Genomic DNA, 20,348 nt, shown 5'->3' with positions numbered 1-20,348 from the left:
CATGAATGGTGTTTTGAAGAAGAGTGGTGGCCTCGCTGTAGCGGTTTTCACCGCGTCGCTGCTGAGCCTGTTTCATGGCAGTGCTTATGCGGATGAATGCCCGTCTGAGGATTTTGCCCAGTTCCTTCCGGCGTTCTCTGCGAATGCTGAAACTCAGCAGCGGTTGACTGCGATGACGGTGAAGTCGCTGGTTTTGAAACCGGTGGGAGAGCATGGAGTTTTTGAGCCGCAAACGAGGGGAGTCAACAGTTCCAATTTGGCGTTTCCGCTAATGGCGCCCGTAGCCACAGACAAGACAAAAGGTGTCGAAGTCGAAGCGATCGACGACAGTCACTTCAATGTTGTGGATAAGCGGGCGGGTAACAGCAACATCAAGATCTTCAACTTTTCGCGCCAGGCGTGCTGGGTGCTTGAGGGTGTTGAAGACTGGTCGATCAGTGAGAAAGATCTGGTGGTGGCGAGCAAGCCGAGCATGAGCACCGCCGAGAATTTATGTTTTCAGCGTGCGGAAGCCTACGGAGGGCTGGGGGGGCTAGAGCAATACCGGCTGACAGGTGAGTTATTCGAAGCTTCGCTGGAAAATTATCTATGTGCGGCCGCCTCGGGTGATCCTCAGGCCAGTCTGAATGCTGCGAGTTTGAGTCTTTCGGGGATGGCTTCGCAGTTGGAGACGGAGAAGGTTGAGGCGCTTTTTAAAGCGGCGGCGACCACTCTCGCCGATGGTGCCGCCTCTCTATCCACGTTTTATTGCTACGGGAATAACACCGCGGCTGAAGGCCCTTGCCAGCATCCCGAACAAGCTGAAAAGGAGCTTATCCGCGCGGCATCGATGGGCTCGGCTGACGCTATGAATTATTTGGGTTACTCCTTTGAAACAGGGGAGTTGGTGACCAAGGATTTATCCAAGGCACTGGCGTGCTATCGCCTGGCCGCCGACAAGGGTAACGACACTGCCCTGAACAATTTGAATCGATTGAAAACGCAAGCGGCTGAAGCTAATCAAGCCAGCAGCCATTGCTACTAATTTGCAGGATGCAGAAATGACAGAGCCACTTGATTTAACGAACAAGTACACCGGCGGCGACTACGTATACAAGATGGGCGGGGACGGCGTCAAAACGAACGTAACCGGAAAAAAACTGATTGATTGTTCGCATATGGTTAATTTGTTGCTGACAGGTGCCGGCTACAACATTCCGTATGAAGAGACGCGTGAGATGGAGAATTCCAACTATTACACGACTGTTTTGCCGAAAGATGTGAAACGCGGAGATATTGCTCTTTGGATTAATGAGATTTCCCATAAAGGCGGTAGCCCGCTATTTCACACAGGAATTGTTGAAGATTTCAATCCTGGCACTAACAGCGGACATATATTTGGTGCGCAAACAAGCACTGGTCCTGCAAAGGCTTTGTTTGGTCCTAAGCCTCCAAGCCACTATTGGCCCGTCGTTACAAAGTTTCTAAGGGCTAAAGAAGAGTTTAGGACCGGTGCAGCAGCGCCTGCACCTGCTCAAAAGACGGCCCAACCGTCGACCAGCAAAGCTTCTATTATGAATTTTCAGTATCCCATCAGAAAACATGGCGGGAGTCAGTTTGAAGATGCTGATGAACTATACAAAGCTCTCGAAGCTGAAACATCGGGGCACTACTTGCTTGGAAGTAATCAGTTCTGGCACGGAGGGATTCATATCACTAATGCCAGCGCACCTCAGTGCGTTCGTGATGAGCCTGTACGCTGTATCGGTGATGGTGTGGTTGTGGCTTATAGATTGAATAAAAACTATCTGTCTTCAGAGTACGCAGGGGCGACAAGCTGTGCGAATTTAAAGTATTCGACATCATTTTGCCTAGTGCGCCACGAGTATGAGTCTCCTGCCAATGAGAAGTCGGAAGCAGTAAAAAGCAATAAATTAAGTTTTTTTAGTCTTTATATGCATATTTTGCCCTATGAGCTTTATAGTGCGGAAGAAGAAAAAACTAGTAGGATTGTTAAAGTCGTAAATGGTGGGTGGCCTGCACGTAATCATCATAAAGATCAAGCTGAAAGTAGTACTGTAGGTGATATACATAATGGCGTTGAGTTCGAAATTCTGAAGGAGCAACCTACCCTTGATGGTAAGTATACATTCGCCCAAGGACGGATACTTAAAGGTAAAATTGCCGAGCTAAAAAAAGGGGATGTTGTTTGGTTCGCTACTCAAGAAGATGGCAAGCCAATAAGAAATAGCAAGGGCAAGGAGCGATTAAAAGCAGTTCTTCCTCCTGAGCGACTAACGCCCGGCTATTGGAAAGGGATGGTCGATGCAAGTGTCAGTTCATTACAAGGACTCAAAGTAAGAAGTGCCCCGGTCGGTGAAAATGGCGGGGCGCAGGTTGCACCGGAGCAAGTGCTTTGTACTGGGAGTATGATACGGTTTGATAGTGGGAAGGTTCAGTGGTTGTTCCTTGAAGATGGAAAAAAATACCCAATGGCGGAGTGTTCATTTATTCCCTCAGAAGGAACCGGCCTCAAAGGGGCCGGTGTATTGCCAGAAAAATTCTGGTGCTGCGTGGATGACGTCGGTCCGAAACGACTAATAACAAGGAAAAAAATCACACCGACCGTTTTTGATAGCGTGGTTATTACTAATTCAGCAATCAAGGCAGGCGAGCCAGTAGGATATATGGGACTCTATGAGGTGCCTGCTAATGCAAAAGGTGGAGTTCACAGCAAATATCAGGTTCATGTCGAGGTTTTTAGTGCGGATACAGAACTAGAAAGTTACTTGAAAAATCCAGCGGCGTTGGTTGATGGGAAGAAATACCTGGTTTTGAACGAAGGGCAGATGCTGGCCGCCAAAACTGGGACTGATGAAGCTCCTGTATTCACCGAGCAGGAGCCTGCTATGAAGGCAAAAACTTATGCTTCGATGGATCGAGTTAGTATTGTAAAGGATGCTGCAGGAAAGGAATGGGTAAAAGTTACTGTCCGAAATGACGGTAAACCTCAAACTGGGTTTGTTAATAAAGAAAAGGGAGAGCTGATTTGTCAGCATGATTGGGAAAAGCTGGGTTTCAGAGTAGTAAAAGAATCCAATCCTAACGCCGATGGGTTCTTGGATCCAGGGGATATGCCGGTATTCTTTCAGGAGCTGTATGCAGAAATCGATGCCAAGGGTACTAAAGACAATGACGTAACTCCGGCTGAGCTTCAAGCGGCTCTGCGTGATCCGGAAATACGTAGTAGTTGGTCAAAGTTGATTGCTAATCATCCTACCGAGTGGCAGGCAAAGTCTTCTGAGGCAAAGTGGGAAAAGTTAAAAACTCTACTGGAGGACTCACCGGAGCTACTCAGACATGAGCAGGAGCGAATAGATAAGCTTGTATTCTGGGATGAAATGGCTGGTTCGATGCAGGTTGCATTCACCAATAAAGTTTATCATTTCCATCCTATAGAATTTATTAGTAATCTTAAGCCGAAGGGTGGTGCAGCCCATACCGGGTTATTTACTGTGGCAGACGGTAAAGCAGCGATTAAAGTGATTTACGAAAAATATGGAAAAGAAATGGCGATCATTATCGAGCGGATGTATCGCGACGAGACGGCCCATTTTGAGTCGGGTCAATATGCAAATTGTGGAACCGGTGGGATGGAGGCTTTTGGCGGCCCTCCTTACTATGGTTGGGATGGTGCAATCTTCGAAGCAAATCCAGAATATGCACCGGTTGGTACTTGGTCGGCATTCGAGAACAAGGGGATGAGCGGCCAAGGCGGCAACCAACAGGTTACAGATAAGAAAAAAGTTTTCATAGTATTGCCTTCGGTGTTGGCTGGCATGGAGTATAAGGCTGCATACATCAACAAGTATGACGGTAACTGGGCACGCTGGCACTCTAAAGAAATAGGTGCGCAAAATGCGTATAAAACTCATATTCAAGCAATTCGCGCTAGGTTTGTAGAGGCGCTGGAGAAAGGAGAGTAAATGAAGATTTTAAATCTTGTTCCTAGTATTGCCTTCAAAGCATGCATTGGGGCAGCGCTTTTTTTAATTACAGGATTGGCTTTCGCAGATGGTCAAGACGGTGTTGATGCTCGTTCTGAGGGTGAAGGCTGCTATGGCTACCTGACCGAGATGGTTAGGAGTAGTGACTTTCCATTTCGTTATACAAAGAAAGAAAAAATTAATCTGTTGATTGATGATGATAATGGTGAGCGCATACTGGCTCAGTTGTTCTATAAAACTTCTGGTGAAGGTATTGTTGGGTGGGTTAAGTATTATGTTCAAGATGAGGCGCTATTTAATGCATCGGCAGATTTGGATGAGCCTGTTGAGTTGAAGTATGATAAAAAATACGCGGAGTTGTATAAGGGTTGTATTGCTAAGCTTAATAAGTAATTTTGTTTGTGGGGATGGGGGTTGTCTGTGAGGTTAAATGCCGGCTCCAATAAATAGAGCCGGCTCGTTTCTTACTCGTCCTCCTTTTTTACTAGAGAATTGAGTAGTGAAAAAACAGGCGGATGGCGCCGATATATAGTCGTATGTTTGATGTGAAAACAAAAGCGAAAAGGGGACTGACTTAGTTATGAGGTAGGTTTAGTTGTTGTTAAATAAATCGACCCCTTTTTTATTTGAAAGTATCGGTTTAGTGACAATGAAATCGTTTATCTTGTTTGTTTGCTTAGTTTTTCCGATCTTTTCTTTTTCAGGTGAAAAAAGTTGTGGTGCAGTTACGTCAACTTTGGAGTTTAATTTATGTGTTAAGCAGGTACATGATTCTGCTGACTCTAGATTGAATGTTAGTTACAAGCAACTTATCGCGAGAGTGAAGTCTCAATATCAAATAGCTCCTGACCAAGGAGCGAAATTTTTGGTTAAGTTAAAAGCTTCACAATTGGCTTGGCTGAAGTTGCGAGATACTAATTGCGCTATAGAAGCTTTTGAGTATGATGAGAAAATGCCGGCTTATGAGGTGGCGGTAAATGTTTGCGTCACCAAAATGAGTCTCGAGCGTTCAGAGTATTTAGATAATACTTTTCCAGATAACTATAACGCCCCTAAGGAAAAATGATTAGGTGAGCGTGGTGTGTTTTACAGCTGGTTTATATGCTGCGCTTAGCGAAAGGTAGCGAAAGGTAGCGAAAGAGGACTGATTTAGTTATGAGGTAGGTTTAGTTGGCGATTAATAAATCGGTCCCCTTTTTGCTGTCCACTTAAAGGCCGAGTATTTGGTTACCATTGTTTGTTTAAATAGGTTGTTACGATGCGTAAATTTTGTTTTTTATTATTGGTATTTATGCTCTGTAGGGTCTCCGTGGCTCAGGACGATAGCCTCTATCTGCGGGGGGTGGTAGTAGATGGACCCTATAAAACAACTGCTGTCGAAAATGCGGAATTATCGGTTTTGGAAACGGGAGATGCAGAGTATCCCGTGTCTTTAGTCCTCGACGTGAAAAACAGCGATGGAGTATCGGCTAGACAGTTAGTTGATAAATATGATGTTGCTGGTTCGCCACCTAAGGTCGAATCGATATTTTTTTATCCGGTCCAGGATGTAAAGAATGTCTTTGTTTTGGTTTCTTGGGAAATTAACAGTAGAGGTATTGGTACCTACGGTACTCTGTATCAGGTCTATGCTTATGCACGAAGTAGCAATGGTAGGTTGATCTCCAATCGATTGATTCAGGCTAATAGGTACTTGAGCGGGATCGATGGCTTTAGTGAGGGTGTGCCACAAACGTTTGCTTATAAAGATGCGGCCTCAATAAAGGCATACGTAAAGAAGCACCTTAATACGCCATAACCCCTTACGAAGGGATCTGTTAAAAAATACAAGGATGATTGGGATGAATCAGTTTATAAGACTCCTTATTGGTGCAACGTTTAGTGGTCTGCTAGGTTTGCCCACTGCATTTGCGCAGGATGATTGCAGCGAGAGCACCATAAGCGAGCAAATTGACAGGTGTTCTGATGTCGCGAAGAACGCTGCCGATTCTCAGTTGAATACGAGTTACCACCAACTGATGGCTCGACTCGAAGCGCAGTATCGAGCCGAACCCGACACTGGGGCGGCGTATACGGCGAAGGTCAAAGAAGCACAGCGTGTGTGGATAAAATTGCGCGATGCGAATTGTCCGCTCGAAGCGTTTGAGATTAAGCCTGGCACGTCCGCCTATGTAGCGACGGTGAACAATTGCATCGCAAGAATGAGCCGCGAGCGTACAGCCTTTCTGGACAATATTGCGCCCGACATCGTGAATGGTTCAGCTGTTGGGCGAGGGGCAGACGTCTCGTGTCCATCCCAGAACTTTGCTCAGTTTCTGCCGGCGTTTTCTGCCAATGCCGAGTCCCAGAAGCGCCTAACCGCACTGGCGGTAAAAATATTGGTATTGAAGCGCACCTCGGACCCTGGTCAATTTGAACCGCAAATTACTGCGGAGACTGGCTCCAGTTTGGCGTTTCCGTTGATGGCCGCGATGGAAGGCAAAACTGAAGGGGTTGAGATCGAAACAGTCGATGACACTCACATGAACGTTGTGGATAAACGGGCCGGTAACAGCAACATCAAGATTTTTAACTTTGCTAAAAAGTCGTGCTGGTCGCTGGTGGGGATTGAGGATTGGTCGATCAGCGAGAAGGAGCTTGTCGCACCCGGTAGACCCGGAATGAGCCGCGCGGAGAACCTTTGTTATCAACGTGCTGAGGGCTTGGGTGGGTTAGGGTTTCTTGAGCGATACCGTCTGACTGGGGAGTTGATTGAAGCGTCCCTGGAAAACTATGTCTGTGCTGCGGAGTCGGGCGATCCACAGGCGAGTCTGTCGGCGGCAAGATTGAGTCTTTCGCAGATGGCGCCTCAATTGGAAACCAGCAAGCTTGAGGCATTGTTCAAAGCGGCATCGACGACACCGAACGGCGCGCTGGGTTATGCCACTTATTTTTGTAACGGTAATTCCACCGACTATAGCGGCCCTTGCCTGCACCCCGAGCAGGCAGAAAGGGAGGTTATTCGCGCAGTTTCCATGGGCTCCACAGATGCGATGAATTACCTGGGGTCTTCTTTTGAGAATGGCCAGTTGGGAACAAAGGATATGTCCCGGGCGTTGGCCTGTTATCAGTTGTCAGCTGATAAAGGTAGCCCGGGGGGGAGCGACGGCGTGAAGCGTTTGGTTTCGCAAGGCTCAGACATAAAGGCCAGTCACTGTCTGTAAATTTCACCGTGCAGGTATAAACGCTGAAGAAGGGGACTTTAAGTCCCCTTCGTAACGTCCCTTTTTTATCCGAGTTTCACTACGCCTTCGCCCGATGCTCCGCCGGATTCGGCGAATCAATATGATCCAGCGCTCGCTCCACCAACAACTGCACCCCATCGGCCATTCTGCTGAGTGCCAGGGCGACTGAGCGGCGGGTGCCTTCGATGTCATCAGCCAGGTCGGCGGCGATGGCGCTGATGGACTTCAGGTCTTCTGAGGCGTTGGCCAGGAGGGCTTCGGTGTCGATGTCGGGGGAGACGGTGAAGAGTTTGCCTTTGCGCTTGGGTTTTTCTTTGGGGGGTGGGGCGAAATGGTGGTCGAGGGCGCGTTCGGCGGCTTCGTGGAGCTTTCTGGAATCTAAGGATTCGTAGGGGGATGTGGCTTCGTTTTCAGGAGGATTTGGTGTTGGCTTGAACATAGATGTAATCCCGTAATTAAGGAGCCGACACCGTTTCGCGTGCACTTCGAAAGAGGTGGCAGCTGTGCATAGGTGTGCAAGACCGGCGGGATTACCCGGCAGACCCGAAGGTCTCCCATACACAGCCGCCATAACGGTTCGCGAGCATAGAAAAATGCTCGATGAATTGCCATAACCATTGTGTATCCCGCCGGACTTGCACGTCCGTGTCACCGATTTTGCGGTGACGAACAGAGGTTATCGATGAGCGCGAGCGCTGGATAGTTCATGAACAGCCCGGCGTGTTGAAGGAAATGTCCGATGGTGTCGACGTCTACGTAGGCGGATGATTGAGCGTTTTTAAACACGACACCTGAGCCGTTTAAACCGTAGGTTTTTTGAGTGATCAACATGGATTGTATTTTTAAAAAAGGATACGGCTTCACGGCGGCGCTGATGGGCGCCGTTGTTCTGAGCCTGTTCCTTGGCGGCACGGATGCGTTCGCTGAAGATCAACCTTGCCCGTTCGACGTGCCTCAAACAGAACTGAAGGTTGCAAGCTGCGTTCAGGAAGGGGGCGTGAACGTACTCAAGCTTGTACCCCGTAACCAGCCGGACTACGCCAACAACTTCGATAGTCTCCCCACTGTCATTGTCACTGGGAAAAATCTGCAGGACATTTTGGCGGTTGTCGGAATCGACAATACACGGCGCTACAACAAGCTGATCGAACTGCCTGATGCTGAATCAATCATGGAGTTTTCGGACGCTACGGCGACAGCCAAAGCGTCGATGCAGCAGCAAGGCTGGAAGCTGCTGGACATGAAAAACGTCATTTATCCTAGGCCGGGCGGTGTTGAAGGGTTCGGATTAATCTGCAACACACTTCAAGCAGAAACAGCACAGGGCTTTGTCGTTGTTTCTCAGTGCAATACTTTTTATGAAAGCGAGAGATCAAGCCTGAAAAAGATCCTTTCCAGGATCACCTGCGAACCCCCAAAAAGTGAAGCATTCCCAGCGCTCAACACAGACTCGGGCTCTATCGTTTTCAACCACGCCAAACTGCCCGAAGACGAATCCCAAGACGCCGATGACGTCGCCATCAACGTCGATTATGTAAATTGTGCCGATGGTACAAAAAAGAACATAGGCGGCCTGCCATTTTTGGCGGCCACTGGACGAGTGCAAGCGGCTTTCTTTGCGCAGGCTGAACCCGAAGCCGAGCCGATGCTATTCGTCATTCATGCGGTCGGAATCAGAGCTGATACGGGCGTTAATTATTTGGGCGAGTATTACACCACTCATGCGTATTCCCGTACGGCGGCGGGTTATGTGAGAGATGAGCGGTTGTCGAATTATTTTGGTAATGGCGGCGATATTGCGCGCGATTCCGAGTCGTCGGAGTTGATCTACACGTTCCCTTATAAAACCGCTGAGGGGATCGTCGCCAAACTCAATTCTGCCGCCTATAAACGCTGGGCAGCGGGGGACAGGGTGACGCTCACGATTAACAAAAAGACCTCGATTCACAGTTCGCCCGTTTTGGCGGACATGACGAAAATGTATTTGATCAAGGGCGACTCGGTGTTGCAGGAAGGGGTTGAGGCCGGGTGGCTGCAAATCATGTTTAAAACCCCCAAAGGAAAGGAAATTCGGGGCTGGGTTCAATGCAACGATGCCGATGGTTGTTAGTCGATTTTCTATTAGAAATTTTAGAGGCGAGACCGGTCCCGTGATTAATCACTAAATCTCCCGATTTCCTTTAGACTTGCGCCCCTCAAGGAAGACCTCAGGACACGGAATGCCAGTCCCCTCAAATACCCTTCGCCAAGCCCTGGTCGTTTGGCTATACGCCGCCGCACTGGTGCATCTGCTCGTCAGCATCCTGCTGACTTGGGCCGGCCATTCCGGTTCGCTCGACGGCTATCTGCAAACTATCGAAAAAGCCTTCTGGTTGGCCGACACCGTACCCACCGCCGCCCGCGCGCAACAAGTCTGGTGGCTCGCCCTATTCGGCGCCACGCTGCAAAGCTATTCCCTCTACATGCTCGCCCTCGTGCACTTCGGCCATCGTCTTAAAACCCCTATGGCATGGGGCTGGTTGATTGCCGGCATCGTGCTCTGGGCGCCGCAGGACATGTTGATTTCCCTCCAGGCGCAGGTCTGGTCGCATCTGTGGTTCGACAGCTTCGCGCTGCTCACTTTACTGCCTCCGCTGATCTGGCTGTATCGCCACGACCGCCGCACCTCCACCTCAACACACACCGAGTGATGCCAACCATGCCTGACTTTTCTCTCCTGGATTGGGCGATTGCTCTGTTGATTGCCCAGGCCTGCCTGGGTGCGCTCGATACCCTGTACCACCACGAACTGACGGTGGCGTTGCCGTATCGCCACAGTGCCCGGCTGGAGTTGTCGATCCACGCGATGCGCTCGTGTTTCTACGGGATTCTGTTTCTGGGCATGGCGCATCTGGCATTCCACGGCACGTGGGCGATTGTGATTGCGCTGCTGTTCGCGCTGGAGATCGGCCTGACGCTCTGGGACTTCGTGGTCGAGGACCGCAGCCGCAAGTTGCCGGCCATCGAGCGCATCATGCATACCGTGCTGGCGGTGAACGGCGGGGCTTTCTTTGCTCTGTACGGGGGGCAATTGGCGCAGTGGGCGAGTTTGTCTACCGGCCTGAGCGCTATCGATTTCGGCTGGCGTGGCTGGTTGCTGACGCTGTTCGCTATCGGCGTTACGGCTTCGGGTATTCGTGACGGATTGGCGGCGTTGCGCATGCAGCGCGAAGGTAAGCCGTCTAACCCGTTCGCTGGCGGAGCTTACAAACGGGTACTGGTGACCGGTGGCACCGGGTTTATCGGTGAAGCCTTGGTCAATCAATTGCTCGACGCCGGCCACACCGTCAGCGTGCTGGCTCGCGATCCTTTGAAAGCCGCGTACCTGTTCGACGGCCGCGCCCGTTGCCTGCGTTCGCTGAGCAAACTCGGTTACAACGAAACCTTCGACGTGGTGATCAACCTGGCGGGGGCACCGGTTGCTGGTCCGCGTTGGAGCGCCAAGCGTCAGGCACAACTGATCGCCAGTCGCGTCAATACCACCGAAGCGCTGATGACTTGGCTGAAAAATGCCACGCATAAACCGGCGTTGTGGGTTCAGGCCTCGGCCATTGGCTTCTACGGCGTGCGCGATGCCAGCGAACGTCTCGATGAAACATCGACCAGGGGCGATGGCTTCATGGCCGAACTCTGCGCGCAATGGGAAACGGCCGCGCAACCGGCCACTGAGTTCGGTGTGCGTCAGGTGGTGATGCGCCTCGGCGTGGTGTTCGGGCCGGGCGGTGCGTTGTTGCCGTTGCTGATTCCGTTTCGCCTGGGCTTTGGCGGACGCATGGGCGATGGTCAGCAGATCATGAGCTGGGTGCATCGCGACGATGTGATTCAAGTGATCGCACGCGCGTTCGATGATGAGAGCTTGAGCGGCACTTACAACTTGGTGGCGCCGGATACGGTCAGTCAGGCAGCGTTTGCCGAGCAGGTCGGCAAGGTCTTGAAGCGTCCGGTGTGGTTTCACATTCCGGCGGCACCGGTGCGCGCACTGGCGGGGGAAATGGCTCAACTGTTTTTCGACGGCCAGCGTGTGGTGCCCGAGCGTTTGAGCGAGGCGGGCTACACGTTCCGCTATCCAGCCCTCGACGCCGCCCTGCGCGATCTGGCCTGAGGATTGTTCATGAGCAAGCCCCTGATGTACCTGCTGGCCGGCAACGGTAGCGCCGCCGATTGGTGGGATGATGCGCTGCCGCACTTTCAGCGCTATCAGGTGGTGCCGCTGGAGTTGCCGGGCTTTGGCAACAATCCACAGGCACCCTGCGAAGACCTCGCGGCGTACGCTCAAGCGTTGCTCGCGATGACGGTGCAGGGCAGCGCGATCATGGCGGTCGGGGTGAATGCGTTGCTGGTGTTGCATGCGCTGCAACGTCAGCCGGGGCACTTTTGCCGCAGTGTGTTGCTCGCGCCAGTCGGGGCGTTCTTGTGGCAACGACGGCTGCCAGCGTTGATGTCGCCGCTGCCGATTCGCAAGACCATTCACTGGTTGCTGGCGAACAAACCAGCGCTTTTTAAACACAAGTTCTCCAATCAGACTTGGACACCCGCGCAATACCAGCGCATGGGCGCCGGGTATGCCCGCTGCCGCGCGTTTGTGCCGCACTGGGACTTGGTGCGAGCAGACACCGCGTTGCCGCTGCTGGAGTGGATCACTGATCCGGTCGAGCTGGTCTGGGGCGATCAGGACAATGTGCTGGGCATCGCTCAGGCCGCAGCATGGTCAGCCATTCTTGCCCGCGCTGATCTGACTATCAGCCTGAAACCCGGTTGGGGTCATTACCCGTGGATCGACTCGCCGGCCGAATTCGCTGCGTGGCTGGAGTCGGGCGAGCGTGGGTTCGTCGCGCATACCAAGGGCGGGCGCTTGCGTCTGGCCGAGTTGGCCGGGCAAGCGGTGCCGCCGGCGCTGTCACTCAATGATTGTCACGATGAACGTCTGCTGGCGTTTCTCGCGAGCCAACCGGACGCCACGTGGGCGGTGCGCTCCTCCAGTTATGGCGAGGATAAAGCCGATGCGGCGAACGCCGGGCTGAGCACCACATTCCTGCGGGAACCGACGCCCAACGTGCCTGCGCGCATTGCCGAGCTGAGCGCGGCAGGTGTGGAAGAAGTGGTGGTGCAACGCTTCATCACACCGCAGTTGTCCGGGATCGCTTTTGTGCGACATCTGTCGGTGGAACTGGAATGGGTCGAAGGTCATCTTGAGTCGTTGGCCGATGGTCGGGTGAGCCCCGAGCGGGCGATCCTTTCCCGCCTCGGCGACTCTTGGGGCAGCGATACTTTCAAACCTTCCCACGGCCTGACAGCGGACCTGTTGTGGCGTTTTCTGCAAGACGTGTTGCGAGTCTTCCATTACGTGCCTGGCGACGTCGAATGGGCCTGGGATGGCCAGCAACTATGGTTGCTGCAATACCGGCCGATCAGCGATTACGGCTGGCGTCGGCACCTGACTGCCGCCAACATCGCCGAGATCCTGCCGCCCCAACCCAGCACTTTGGTGGAGTACGCCCAACGGCGTGCGGCGGCGAGTATTCCAGCGATCATGGCGCGTTGGGATTCGCGGGTGTTGCAGGACAACGAACCGTTCACGGCGGTGTTTGGCGGCGCCTCGTACATCAACAACGATTTGTTTCTCGCACGACTCGCAGACTGGGGCATCTCTGCCAGCAGCTACGCCGGCGAAGTCGGTGGCGCGACTCCGTATCTGCCTTGGCGACCGCTACGGATGTTACATTCGCTACCGTTATTCCTGCGTATGCAGCGCGTTGCTCGCGGGCATTTGCTGAGCCTTGAGCATGGCTTGCGGCGCTTCGACGGTGAACTGTCCGAGCTCACCACCCAAGGCGCCGACGGCCGGCAACTGGCCGACTGGTTCACCCGATTTTATGTGTTCGTGGTGCAAGGCAATCTGTGCATCGCCACCTCACTGGCCAGCAGCGGCGGCGACCTGTTGGGACGGCCACCGACGGCTTATGACGACCTTGAACACAGCCCACATCGTCTGCCGTGGGAAACCGATCCCGCCACACCGCGCCCGGCACCAACCGACCTGCCGTTGCAGGCCTTCCCGCAGTGGCCGGGGTTTATCCGCTTAGCCCATTCAACTGGCCTGCCGGGCCTGCGCGGCTACTACCTGCAAGTGCGTGAGTGGTATCGCGACAATCTCATGCGGATCTTCTTCCGCCTCCATCACGCCATGCCGCTGGCAGATCGCGAGCATTGGTTTGCGCCGCATCCCGACGTTCGTACCCGCGACGGCAGCTTCTGGCAGGACGGTCGCGAAGGCACGGAGCAGGCGACCGGGTTCATGATTTATCCGGGGCAGGTGCAAGGCGTGCTCGGCGCCGACATCCTGCTCGAAGACACCCTCGACCCCGGTCGCCACGCGCACTATCAAGCAGCGCGGGCGGTGATTGCGCGGATGGGCGGGCGGTTGTCTCACGGCTCGACGTTGCTGCGTGAACTGCGCAAGCCCTCGGCGGTGATGCCGCAGGTTGATCCGGCGTGGCTGGGGTGTGAGGTGGTGTACCGCGATGGTGAGTTGAAGTTGATCATTCCAGCGAACAAAGGATGAACCGACTGCTGTTGAGCAGTCGTCGATAACGTTATGCACAGGGATGTCGGTTGATGGGCTTAATCAAGTCTTCATGGCTGCGGGGTTCGCTACTTGGCTGGGTTGCGCTGACGCATACAGCTCTCGCCGCCGATGCCGTGGTGGTCGGCGGTGAGTCAGGCCAGTCGGCGGTTGCACACGGTCCGACCGAGGCTGTTGTCGAGCTGGATACGTGTCGGTTCTCCATGCCGTTGTTGCAAGACCAATGGCTGACGTTCGATCGCTTTTATCTGGTGTTTGTCGCGGGTAAACAACTGCCCGCTCGGGCCAGCGCGCCTGGTTTATGGCAGGCGGAAACATCGAGCGGTTATGACTGGCATTTCGAGAAGTCCGACAACCTGAGTCAGCCGTGGTTTGGCGTGATGTGTGAAAACGCTGACAGCTTCTCCCGGCTCACGGCCCGGAAGCCCCCGGAAGAGGACTCCATCGCGCTGCAAGTCCTACGTGATGACAACGACCGCAGATGCCCGGCGACCCTGACCGATCACGGTTGGGAGCCCACGTCGCTGGCGGGCCCCAAGAAAAGCTACACCTTCGAGGCACTGGGTGGGGAGAAGTCATCTGGGTTCATCTTCGGTTTCCATGACAAATCACGACGTCACATCACTCGCGTCGCTTTCTGCTTGCTCAGGGGCGAAAGCGTACTGATCGGCTCAGCAGAGTCAGGCTCATCCACTCCTTTGGCTATCAGCGCCGAAGGGTTTGAACAAATCAAAACAGCGGTGCGCAGTATTGTTTTTGAGAAAGCAGCCCAATGATGTACCCCATATACGGAGTTACAGCGTGAAAGGATGTTCAGTTCTACTCGGAGGCCTCTTGGCCATTGCCACGTCCATGGCTTTCGCCGCCGACCCGGACTTCAAGGACTACACCGTCACCCCAGTGTTCACCGGCGCCAACCATGAACCGGTACCGCAAGAAAACGGCAACGCGATGATGGATCAAGCACGAGCGCGGGCTCTGAAAGGCAAGGTCAATTTCGCCGGTCATTACATCCTGTACAGGCTCGGTTGTGGCGGCAGCGCCATTTGCGGCGAAGTGCTGGATGCGCGTACGGGGGACGTTGTCGTCGGGCTGCCGAACGCATACGACGGCAGCACTTTCGATATGGCCTACCAGCCCGATAGCCGCTTGATCTTCATTTCCGGCCTCGCGCTCGATGGCGAAGAAGACGCGCAAGGCAATCGGTTGGAAAGTCGTTACCGGGATCGTTACTACGAGTTTGTGAACAATGAGTTTCGGCTGCTGACGATCACTGACGCGGAATCACCGCCGCTTGATTAAGGATGATTGGATGAACCGTTTTTTCATTCAGCCCACGCTGAATGCTCTTTTACTTTTGCCCCTCGCCTACGCCATCCCGGTAACCGCCGAAGCAGGAGCCGACGGCTATGCAAAGTGCCTCGCAAAAAAACAGCCCAGTTAACGGTGAAAGGGAATTTTCCATGAATCAGCGTCTTCTCGCGGGCAGCCTTTCGCTGCTGCTCTCGTTTCCAGCCTTCGCCGCGCCTTCGGATGCCTACACCCAACGCGATGTCATGCAGTGTGGCGGCGTTGAGGTGGTGTTGGTGTCGTCCTGTCGATCCGTGACGGTGCAGGACACTGAAACCCACGTAATCCCGGTCTGCTCCGACCAGACAATCAACATCGGCGGCAAAGTGCTTCGGCGCAACATCGACAAAGTTTCACAGCTCACGTCCGACGGTGCGAAGACGAAGATGCTGAGTAACGTGGTAGTGGCGATGGATTGTGTGAAAGGAACCACGGGCAGCCTGGTTTCAATCGGCGGTTATGGCGGGTGCGGATCCTGCCCTGAATGGCGCGGTTATTACTCGACGGCCGGACGGTTAGAGCATTACAGCTACAGCAATAGCTATCGGTCGTTTGGTTCGAAAGGTTCTTGGGAGGGGCTCATCGAGGCTTATGGCGTCACGAAGAGACAACTGCAATCGGAAAGCCCTGCAGTGAAAAGGATCGTTTATGGCCAGCCTTAAGTGGGTGTTGATGTTCGGCAGCCTGTTTGTCGCCAGTGCCTTTGCCCAAGACCTGCCAATAGTCGGTGTCGGCGGACACTCAGTGACGTTTCGGGCGACAGAATGGACGATGCCCGGTGTGGAGTCGGCGACTGCTTGGTTCACCGCAAGTGGTAAAACGTTCCCGCTCTTCAGCATCGACGTTGGTGCTGATGGGCACTCCGGTTGGCTCAGTCCTGACAAGAAAACCTTGTTGCTCGACCCGGTGAGCTTCGGCATGTTGTCGGTCGAGAGTGGTGAAGAAAAACTGGTGTCGCAACAGCATTGCGATGTGATCTCGATGGAGACCGGTTGCGTGCTGGCTGAGCGTTCTGCCAGCTTTTGTGTCGGTAAATGGGTGGGCAATCAGTGGGTTTCCAACGACGGTGAAGTGTTCAATCCCGTCCTGGAGACGAAGCCCCCAAAGGACTTGTTGAGGCATGTCGTGGACATCGAGCCGGCGCAGTCCCGCGCGGAATCCATCGAATGGAGCCTGAGCTTTTTGAGTCCGGAGTCCTACATGGCGTGTCATCCACCGGCGCGTAATGTTCAGGCGTTCAATGACTTGGGTTTCTACTTGGCCGAGGGTGGTAACGATGAGCTTGCACTGAAATTTTATCGAGGCGTTGAGGCGCTCGGTAAACGCACAGTGTTGATGTTGAACATCGCCGATTCACTGTGGCGCCTTGGTCGCGAAGACGAAGCGCAGCGCTATTACAGCCAATACCGCGACGCAATGAGCGCCGACGGCAAGGCGCAGAAAATTCCGCAACGTGTAGTTGAGCGATCTGTAATTCAGGGAATGAAAAATTGAATATGTTTGTGCGCTGTATCGCGTTGTCCTTTGGATGCCTGTTTGCCTCCATCGCGATGGCCAAGGACGAATGCAAAGAGACCACCGTGAGCTGGCAGATCGATCTGTGCGTGGAAGCGGCACGCAAAGAAGCCGACGTACAGCTCAATGCTAGTTACAAGAAACTGCTAGCGCGGTTCGAGTCTCAGCAGCGGCGCGACCCTGAACAGGGCAAGGCGTTGATGGCGATGGCCAGAGAGGCCCAGCGCGCGTGGATCAAGCTGCGCGACACCACGTGCCCGCTCGAAGCCACGGAAAGCGAGCCCGGTGTGGCGCTGCATATTACGACTATCAACAACTGCGTGGCCAGAATGAGCCTGGAGCGTGCGGCTTATCTGGACACTATCGTCGCTGATGAGCCGGGTAATGTGGTTGATCTCAACAAGGTGTTCCTGTCCGGCTCCCAGCGCTTCGGCGATGTCGTGGCGCGTTATGTCAGCACCTTTGGCAGCCCTTGTTTGACGGTTCAGATTTTGGCGCCTAACGGCGGTTGGAGAGTGCTTTCCTCCAAGCGGTTTTGCAGTTTTGACGGCAAATCGTTTTGGGATGGCTATGCCAGTGCGTTGTTTGAGGATCATGCATTTGCTGCCGATGGTTTACACCTGACGCTCAGCTTGTTCGAGCTTCGTGGGGACGGAGAGAAGCGTCTCGCCTGCGTGATTCCGATTCAGAATGAGCAAATCAAAGAACTGAAGTGCGGCGCTCCTGAAGCAGCGTGAAACCATCAGTGTAAATATTTGAAGATTGATCAACAGGGAAGTGGGTGGAATTGGCCAGGCTCTTAAGTTTTATTGCTGCGCTCGGATGCATGGTCGGTTTGTCGGCTCAACCGGCATCGGCAAGTGACCTACAAACCATAGGCGAGCTGCATCCGCCGGTGGTTGCTTCGTTGGGTGATCAAAAGATCACGGTGTTCTTTTTGAAGAACAACCTTAAAGGTCAGGTTGGGGGCGTGCATGTGCCTGATGCTGAAATTTTCTACGCCCCCATGAATGCGGTGAAGCCTTCGCTGAATTATGTGTGGAAGGTCGAAGGCGAACAAATTGCCTCGGTGTTCTTCTTCGAGCGCAAATTCCCTGAGCGAGCGGGGAAGTCCATGTTTGTTCTGACAAAACACAAAGTCTCGCACAGCCATTTCGAAGGTGATTCCTATTCGGTGCTGGAACTGCCGCTCTTCAAGGACGGCGATCACTTGTCCTTGCAGTTTTTTCGCGGTGACCCGCCAGACCCTGAGTTGCAGAACTGCCGCGACGGTCTAAATCTGGAAGATGACGTAGAAGTCGAGTGTGCTTACAAGGATGCGGCGAGCATTAAGAAGCGCTTGGCAGACTTGGATGCAAAGATGATTGCGAATTCAAAACTGGGTCAGGGCAACCGTCAGAAGACACTACAAGCCGATGGTGACGCGGCCAGTGATTCTTGCCCCTCGACCGACTTTTCAACGTTCCTCTCAGCTTTCTCCGAACGCGCAGACTTGCAGAAAGCCTTCGTCCAACAGCCGCTGAAAATGCTCACGACTGTGGCGGGAGATCCCGAGCCTGAGATGGAAAAGCGCAGCGTCAGCGGCGATCAGATCAAGTTTCCAATCATCCCGGATCGTGTGAAACGAGAGGCCGATGGTCTTACGTTGACCGTCAAGGAAGAGCGGGGCAACAACGCCACGGCGATCCTGCAGAAGCCGGATACCGATTATGTCTTCGAGTATCAGTTTGTTCGTGGGCAATGTTGGCGGCTTGCAAAAGTCTCGGATTTTTCACTTTAGGCATGCGGTAAGCTCTACTGAGAGCACGACATCGTTTTCAAAAAAATGAGATCAGAGGGATCTGTGAAGAAGTTATTTTTAATGCTGTTGTTGGTATTGCCGCTGACGGCCCGTAGTGAGATCACAACACAGGTCTCGTGTTTCCGTTCGCTGGAAGGTAAAAACATCAATTTCGAATTCAGAACCTATTACGACTCGGTTACCCAATGGAGCGGCACTGGGGTTAGGTATAGCAAGTCGAAGAAGGCCATTTCTCTAGTCCATCGAAGCACCGAGCAAGAAATCCTGGCAGAGGATCGGCCCTATCAATTCACGACAACTTGGGTGGAAGTTTCCGAGGGGGCGCTGACGGGTGAGTATGAGATGGTCCGTCAGGGTGCTCGGATCTATGGGATGACCTATACGAATTACAAATCCGGTAAGAAATATTCGTTCGATCAAGATATCAGCATGGAGGCGTCACCAGAGACAGGCTGTCAGTGGTGAGTCGAGATTATCGAGAAAGGGGACTCAACGTCCCCTTTCTCTTTCTGTGGTCCCTTTATGCCTTAGCCCGATGCTCCGCCGGATTCGGCGAATCGATATGATCCAGCGCTCGCTCCACCAACAACTGCACTCCATCCGCCATTCTGCTGAGCGCCAGGGCGACTGAGCGGCGGGTGCCTTCGATGTCATCGGCCAGGTCGGCGGCGATGGCGCTGATGGACTTCAGGTCTTCGGAGGCGTTGGCCAGGAGGGCTTCGGTGTCGATGTCGGGGGAGACGGTGAAGAGTTTGCCTTTGCGCTTGGGTTTTTCGTTGGGTGGTGGGGCGAAATGGTGGTCGAGGGCGCGTTCGGCGGCTTCGTGGAGTTTTCTGGAATCTAAGGATTCGTAGGGGGATGTGGCTGGGTTTTCTGGGGGATTCGGTGTTGGCTTGATCATTTGAGTAGTACCGATATTAGGAGCTAGCACCGTTTCGCTTGCACTTCGAATGAGGTGGCAGCTGTGTATAGGTGTGCAAGACCGGAATCGGCAAACCGGCAGACCCGAAGGTCTCCCACACACAGCCGCCATAACGATTCGGGAGCATAGGAAAACGCTCAATGAATAGCCATAACCGATTGTGTGCCGATTCCGGACTTGCACGTCCGAGTCACCGATTTTGCGGTGACGAACAGAGGTTATCGGTGAACGCCAAGGTCGCCTAGTTCACGGACAGCCCGGCGTTTTGAAGGAAATGTCCGAGTGGTTTGAGGGCATTAAGATCAAAAGATCGCAGCCTTCGGCAGCTCCTACAGGAATGTGTTTCTTTAGGTGTAGGTCGGGTCCCTCAGAATGAAGTGCAAAGCGTGACTTAGCGGTCATCATGCGGGAAAAACGGTTCATCTTCTTCTAACGCAACCCGATGGTGGCGTTCTGGCTTGAAGCGACTACACTGCGCCGGCCGTTCATTTTTCTTTTGAGGCTGTGCGCATGAAATTTCGTTTTCTTCTGTGGATGCTGGGTTTGTTGATGGGTAAGGCCAGTCGGACTAATCCTGCGTTTCAGCAGCAGTTGGGTGACAAGGCGTTGGTGTTTCAGCTACAGACCCTGGACGGGAAGGTGGCGCGGCATTTCGTGGTGAAGGATCAGCGCATTACCAGCAAGTCCGGCGTGTATGCCGAGCCTGCGTTTGCGATTGCCTTTAAAGACGCGGCGTATGGCTTTGCCACGATGCAGGCGAAGAACAAGCAGTTGGCGTTCATGCAGGGGATTCAGGACAAGTCGATTCAGATCAAGGGCAACCCGGCGCTGGTGATCTGGTTTCAGGGGTTGACCAAGTATTTGAAGCCTAGGAAGGCGAAGGCTGAGGCCTGAGAACCTTGATCCAGTCAGGAGTGGAGGAGGCTTT

General features: G+C 53.4%; 21 protein-coding genes. 19 read left to right on the top strand and 2 right to left on the bottom strand.

The features are described 5' to 3' along the window. The first annotated feature begins 1 nt into the window (after position 1). The 6 genes from AC07V0_RS24260 to AC07V0_RS24235 all read left to right on the top strand — a co-directional run bounded on the left by AC07V0_RS24260 (position 2) and on the right by AC07V0_RS24235 (position 7,189). The gene (locus AC07V0_RS24260; protein WP_086945189.1) at positions 2 to 1,024 is read left to right on the top strand and encodes a tetratricopeptide repeat protein; all 1,023 of its coding nucleotides are present in this window, start codon (positions 2 to 4) and stop codon (positions 1,022 to 1,024) included. A gap of 16 nt (positions 1,025 to 1,040) precedes the next feature. Further along, complete coding sequence (locus AC07V0_RS24255) at positions 1,041 to 3,965, top strand: hypothetical protein (RefSeq protein WP_086945188.1); 2,925 nt, start codon at positions 1,041 to 1,043, stop codon at positions 3,963 to 3,965. After that, positions 3,966 to 4,379, top strand: coding sequence for a hypothetical protein (locus tag AC07V0_RS24250; protein WP_086945187.1), 414 nt, complete (start codon positions 3,966 to 3,968; stop codon positions 4,377 to 4,379). 256 nt (positions 4,380 to 4,635) lie between these two features. Next, a complete protein-coding gene (locus AC07V0_RS24245; protein WP_495019978.1) occupies positions 4,636 to 5,052 on the top strand; it encodes a lysozyme inhibitor LprI family protein in 417 nt (138 codons plus the stop codon). A 243-nt stretch (positions 5,053 to 5,295) separates the two neighbouring features. Continuing rightward, positions 5,296 to 5,784, top strand: coding sequence for a hypothetical protein (locus AC07V0_RS24240; protein ID WP_245852776.1), 489 nt, complete (start codon positions 5,296 to 5,298; stop codon positions 5,782 to 5,784). Between the two features lie 43 nt (positions 5,785 to 5,827). After that, positions 5,828 to 7,189, top strand: coding sequence for a lysozyme inhibitor LprI family protein (locus AC07V0_RS24235; protein ID WP_086945184.1), 1,362 nt, complete (start codon positions 5,828 to 5,830; stop codon positions 7,187 to 7,189). A 79-nt stretch (positions 7,190 to 7,268) separates the two neighbouring features. Here the strand turns inward: AC07V0_RS24235 and AC07V0_RS24230 are convergent, their stop codons facing one another. Then, positions 7,269 to 7,649, bottom strand: a complete 381-nt coding sequence (locus AC07V0_RS24230) for a DUF6124 family protein (protein ID WP_086945183.1) — start codon at positions 7,647 to 7,649, stop codon at positions 7,269 to 7,271. Between the two features lie 390 nt (positions 7,650 to 8,039). Between AC07V0_RS24230 and AC07V0_RS24225 the strand changes: the two genes are divergently transcribed. From AC07V0_RS24225 to AC07V0_RS24170, 12 genes are all read left to right on the top strand, one after another. Continuing rightward, entirely contained in the window at positions 8,040 to 9,320 is a 1,281-nt protein-coding gene (locus tag AC07V0_RS24225) for a hypothetical protein (RefSeq protein WP_086945182.1), read from the top strand. Positions 9,321 to 9,429: 109 nt separating this feature from the next. Then, entirely contained in the window at positions 9,430 to 9,900 is a 471-nt protein-coding gene (locus AC07V0_RS24220; protein ID WP_086945181.1) for a cell division protein, read from the top strand. 8 nt (positions 9,901 to 9,908) lie between these two features. Beyond that, a complete protein-coding gene (locus AC07V0_RS24215; protein ID WP_086945180.1) occupies positions 9,909 to 11,351 on the top strand; it encodes a TIGR01777 family oxidoreductase in 1,443 nt (480 codons plus the stop codon). Between the two features lie 9 nt (positions 11,352 to 11,360). Beyond that, entirely contained in the window at positions 11,361 to 13,811 is a 2,451-nt protein-coding gene (locus AC07V0_RS24210) for an alpha/beta fold hydrolase (RefSeq protein ID WP_086945179.1), read from the top strand. A gap of 53 nt (positions 13,812 to 13,864) precedes the next feature. Then, complete coding sequence (locus AC07V0_RS24205; RefSeq protein WP_018927464.1) at positions 13,865 to 14,608, top strand: hypothetical protein; 744 nt, start codon at positions 13,865 to 13,867, stop codon at positions 14,606 to 14,608. Between the two features lie 76 nt (positions 14,609 to 14,684). Beyond that, on the top strand, positions 14,685 to 15,134 hold the full coding sequence (locus AC07V0_RS24200; RefSeq protein ID WP_086945178.1) for a hypothetical protein: 450 nt from the start codon (positions 14,685 to 14,687) through the stop codon (positions 15,132 to 15,134). A 10-nt stretch (positions 15,135 to 15,144) separates the two neighbouring features. Continuing rightward, positions 15,145 to 15,276: a hypothetical protein gene (locus AC07V0_RS24195; protein WP_256580758.1), complete on the top strand. Its 132-nt coding sequence runs from the start codon at positions 15,145 to 15,147 to the stop codon at positions 15,274 to 15,276. 19 nt (positions 15,277 to 15,295) lie between these two features. Then, on the top strand, positions 15,296 to 15,844 hold the full coding sequence (locus tag AC07V0_RS24190; protein ID WP_086945177.1) for a hypothetical protein: 549 nt from the start codon (positions 15,296 to 15,298) through the stop codon (positions 15,842 to 15,844). Next, positions 15,831 to 16,676 (top strand): tetratricopeptide repeat protein, encoded by an 846-nt coding sequence (locus AC07V0_RS24185; protein ID WP_086945176.1) that lies wholly within the window; start codon positions 15,831 to 15,833, stop codon positions 16,674 to 16,676. Before AC07V0_RS24190 ends, AC07V0_RS24185 begins: the two co-directional genes overlap by 14 nt. Before the next feature lie 2 nt (positions 16,677 to 16,678). Beyond that, a complete protein-coding gene (locus AC07V0_RS24180; RefSeq protein WP_086945175.1) occupies positions 16,679 to 17,434 on the top strand; it encodes a lysozyme inhibitor LprI family protein in 756 nt (251 codons plus the stop codon). A 44-nt stretch (positions 17,435 to 17,478) separates the two neighbouring features. Further along, the gene (locus AC07V0_RS24175) at positions 17,479 to 18,477 is read left to right on the top strand and encodes a hypothetical protein (protein ID WP_245846300.1); all 999 of its coding nucleotides are present in this window, start codon (positions 17,479 to 17,481) and stop codon (positions 18,475 to 18,477) included. An 81-nt stretch (positions 18,478 to 18,558) separates the two neighbouring features. Continuing rightward, positions 18,559 to 18,963 carry a hypothetical protein gene (locus tag AC07V0_RS24170; RefSeq protein WP_018927471.1) on the top strand — a complete coding sequence of 135 codons (405 nt, stop codon included), beginning with the start codon at positions 18,559 to 18,561 and terminating at the stop codon, positions 18,961 to 18,963. Positions 18,964 to 19,018: 55 nt separating this feature from the next. On the opposite strand, the gene AC07V0_RS24165 is transcribed toward AC07V0_RS24170, so the two are convergent. After that, positions 19,019 to 19,399: a DUF6124 family protein gene (locus tag AC07V0_RS24165; protein ID WP_064621110.1), complete on the bottom strand. Its 381-nt coding sequence runs from the start codon at positions 19,397 to 19,399 to the stop codon at positions 19,019 to 19,021. 531 nt (positions 19,400 to 19,930) lie between these two features. Here AC07V0_RS24165 and AC07V0_RS24160 point away from each other — a divergent pair. After that, the gene (locus AC07V0_RS24160; RefSeq protein ID WP_064621109.1) at positions 19,931 to 20,314 is read left to right on the top strand and encodes a hypothetical protein; all 384 of its coding nucleotides are present in this window, start codon (positions 19,931 to 19,933) and stop codon (positions 20,312 to 20,314) included. Positions 20,315 to 20,348 lie beyond the last annotated feature (34 nt).

Source organism: Pseudomonas sp. GW821-FHT01E10 (genome assembly GCF_059422365.1).
The sequence above is the reverse complement of the archived record's forward strand: the minus strand, read 5'-3'. Positions and strand labels throughout refer to the sequence as shown.

Excerpts from the sequence above, each read along its gene's own strand:
- AC07V0_RS24255 (WP_086945188.1), top strand. The coding sequence starts at position 1,041 with ATGACAGAGCCACTTGATTTAACGAACAAGTACACCGGCGGCGACTAC.
- AC07V0_RS24220 (WP_086945181.1), top strand. The coding sequence starts at position 9,430 with ATGCCAGTCCCCTCAAATACCCTTCGCCAAGCCCTGGTCGTTTGGCTA.
- AC07V0_RS24185 (WP_086945176.1), top strand. The coding sequence starts at position 15,831 with ATGGCCAGCCTTAAGTGGGTGTTGATGTTCGGCAGCCTGTTTGTCGCC.
- AC07V0_RS24165 (WP_064621110.1), bottom strand. The coding sequence starts at position 19,399 with ATGATCAAGCCAACACCGAATCCCCCAGAAAACCCAGCCACATCCCCC.
- AC07V0_RS24160 (WP_064621109.1), top strand. The coding sequence starts at position 19,931 with ATGAAATTTCGTTTTCTTCTGTGGATGCTGGGTTTGTTGATGGGTAAG.
- AC07V0_RS24235 (WP_086945184.1), top strand. The coding sequence starts at position 5,828 with ATGAATCAGTTTATAAGACTCCTTATTGGTGCAACGTTTAGTGGTCTG.
- AC07V0_RS24205 (WP_018927464.1), top strand. The coding sequence starts at position 13,865 with ATGGGCTTAATCAAGTCTTCATGGCTGCGGGGTTCGCTACTTGGCTGG.
- AC07V0_RS24215 (WP_086945180.1), top strand. The coding sequence starts at position 9,909 with ATGCCTGACTTTTCTCTCCTGGATTGGGCGATTGCTCTGTTGATTGCC.
- AC07V0_RS24195 (WP_256580758.1), top strand. The coding sequence starts at position 15,145 with ATGAACCGTTTTTTCATTCAGCCCACGCTGAATGCTCTTTTACTTTTG.
- AC07V0_RS24245 (WP_495019978.1), top strand. The coding sequence starts at position 4,636 with ATGAAATCGTTTATCTTGTTTGTTTGCTTAGTTTTTCCGATCTTTTCT.
- AC07V0_RS24180 (WP_086945175.1), top strand. The coding sequence starts at position 16,679 with ATGTTTGTGCGCTGTATCGCGTTGTCCTTTGGATGCCTGTTTGCCTCC.
- AC07V0_RS24210 (WP_086945179.1), top strand. The coding sequence starts at position 11,361 with ATGAGCAAGCCCCTGATGTACCTGCTGGCCGGCAACGGTAGCGCCGCC.
- AC07V0_RS24250 (WP_086945187.1), top strand. The coding sequence starts at position 3,966 with ATGAAGATTTTAAATCTTGTTCCTAGTATTGCCTTCAAAGCATGCATT.
- AC07V0_RS24260 (WP_086945189.1), top strand. The coding sequence starts at position 2 with ATGAATGGTGTTTTGAAGAAGAGTGGTGGCCTCGCTGTAGCGGTTTTC.
- AC07V0_RS24230 (WP_086945183.1), bottom strand. The coding sequence starts at position 7,649 with ATGTTCAAGCCAACACCAAATCCTCCTGAAAACGAAGCCACATCCCCC.
- AC07V0_RS24170 (WP_018927471.1), top strand. The coding sequence starts at position 18,559 with ATGCTGTTGTTGGTATTGCCGCTGACGGCCCGTAGTGAGATCACAACA.
- AC07V0_RS24190 (WP_086945177.1), top strand. The coding sequence starts at position 15,296 with ATGAATCAGCGTCTTCTCGCGGGCAGCCTTTCGCTGCTGCTCTCGTTT.
- AC07V0_RS24225 (WP_086945182.1), top strand. The coding sequence starts at position 8,040 with ATGGATTGTATTTTTAAAAAAGGATACGGCTTCACGGCGGCGCTGATG.
- AC07V0_RS24200 (WP_086945178.1), top strand. The coding sequence starts at position 14,685 with ATGGCTTTCGCCGCCGACCCGGACTTCAAGGACTACACCGTCACCCCA.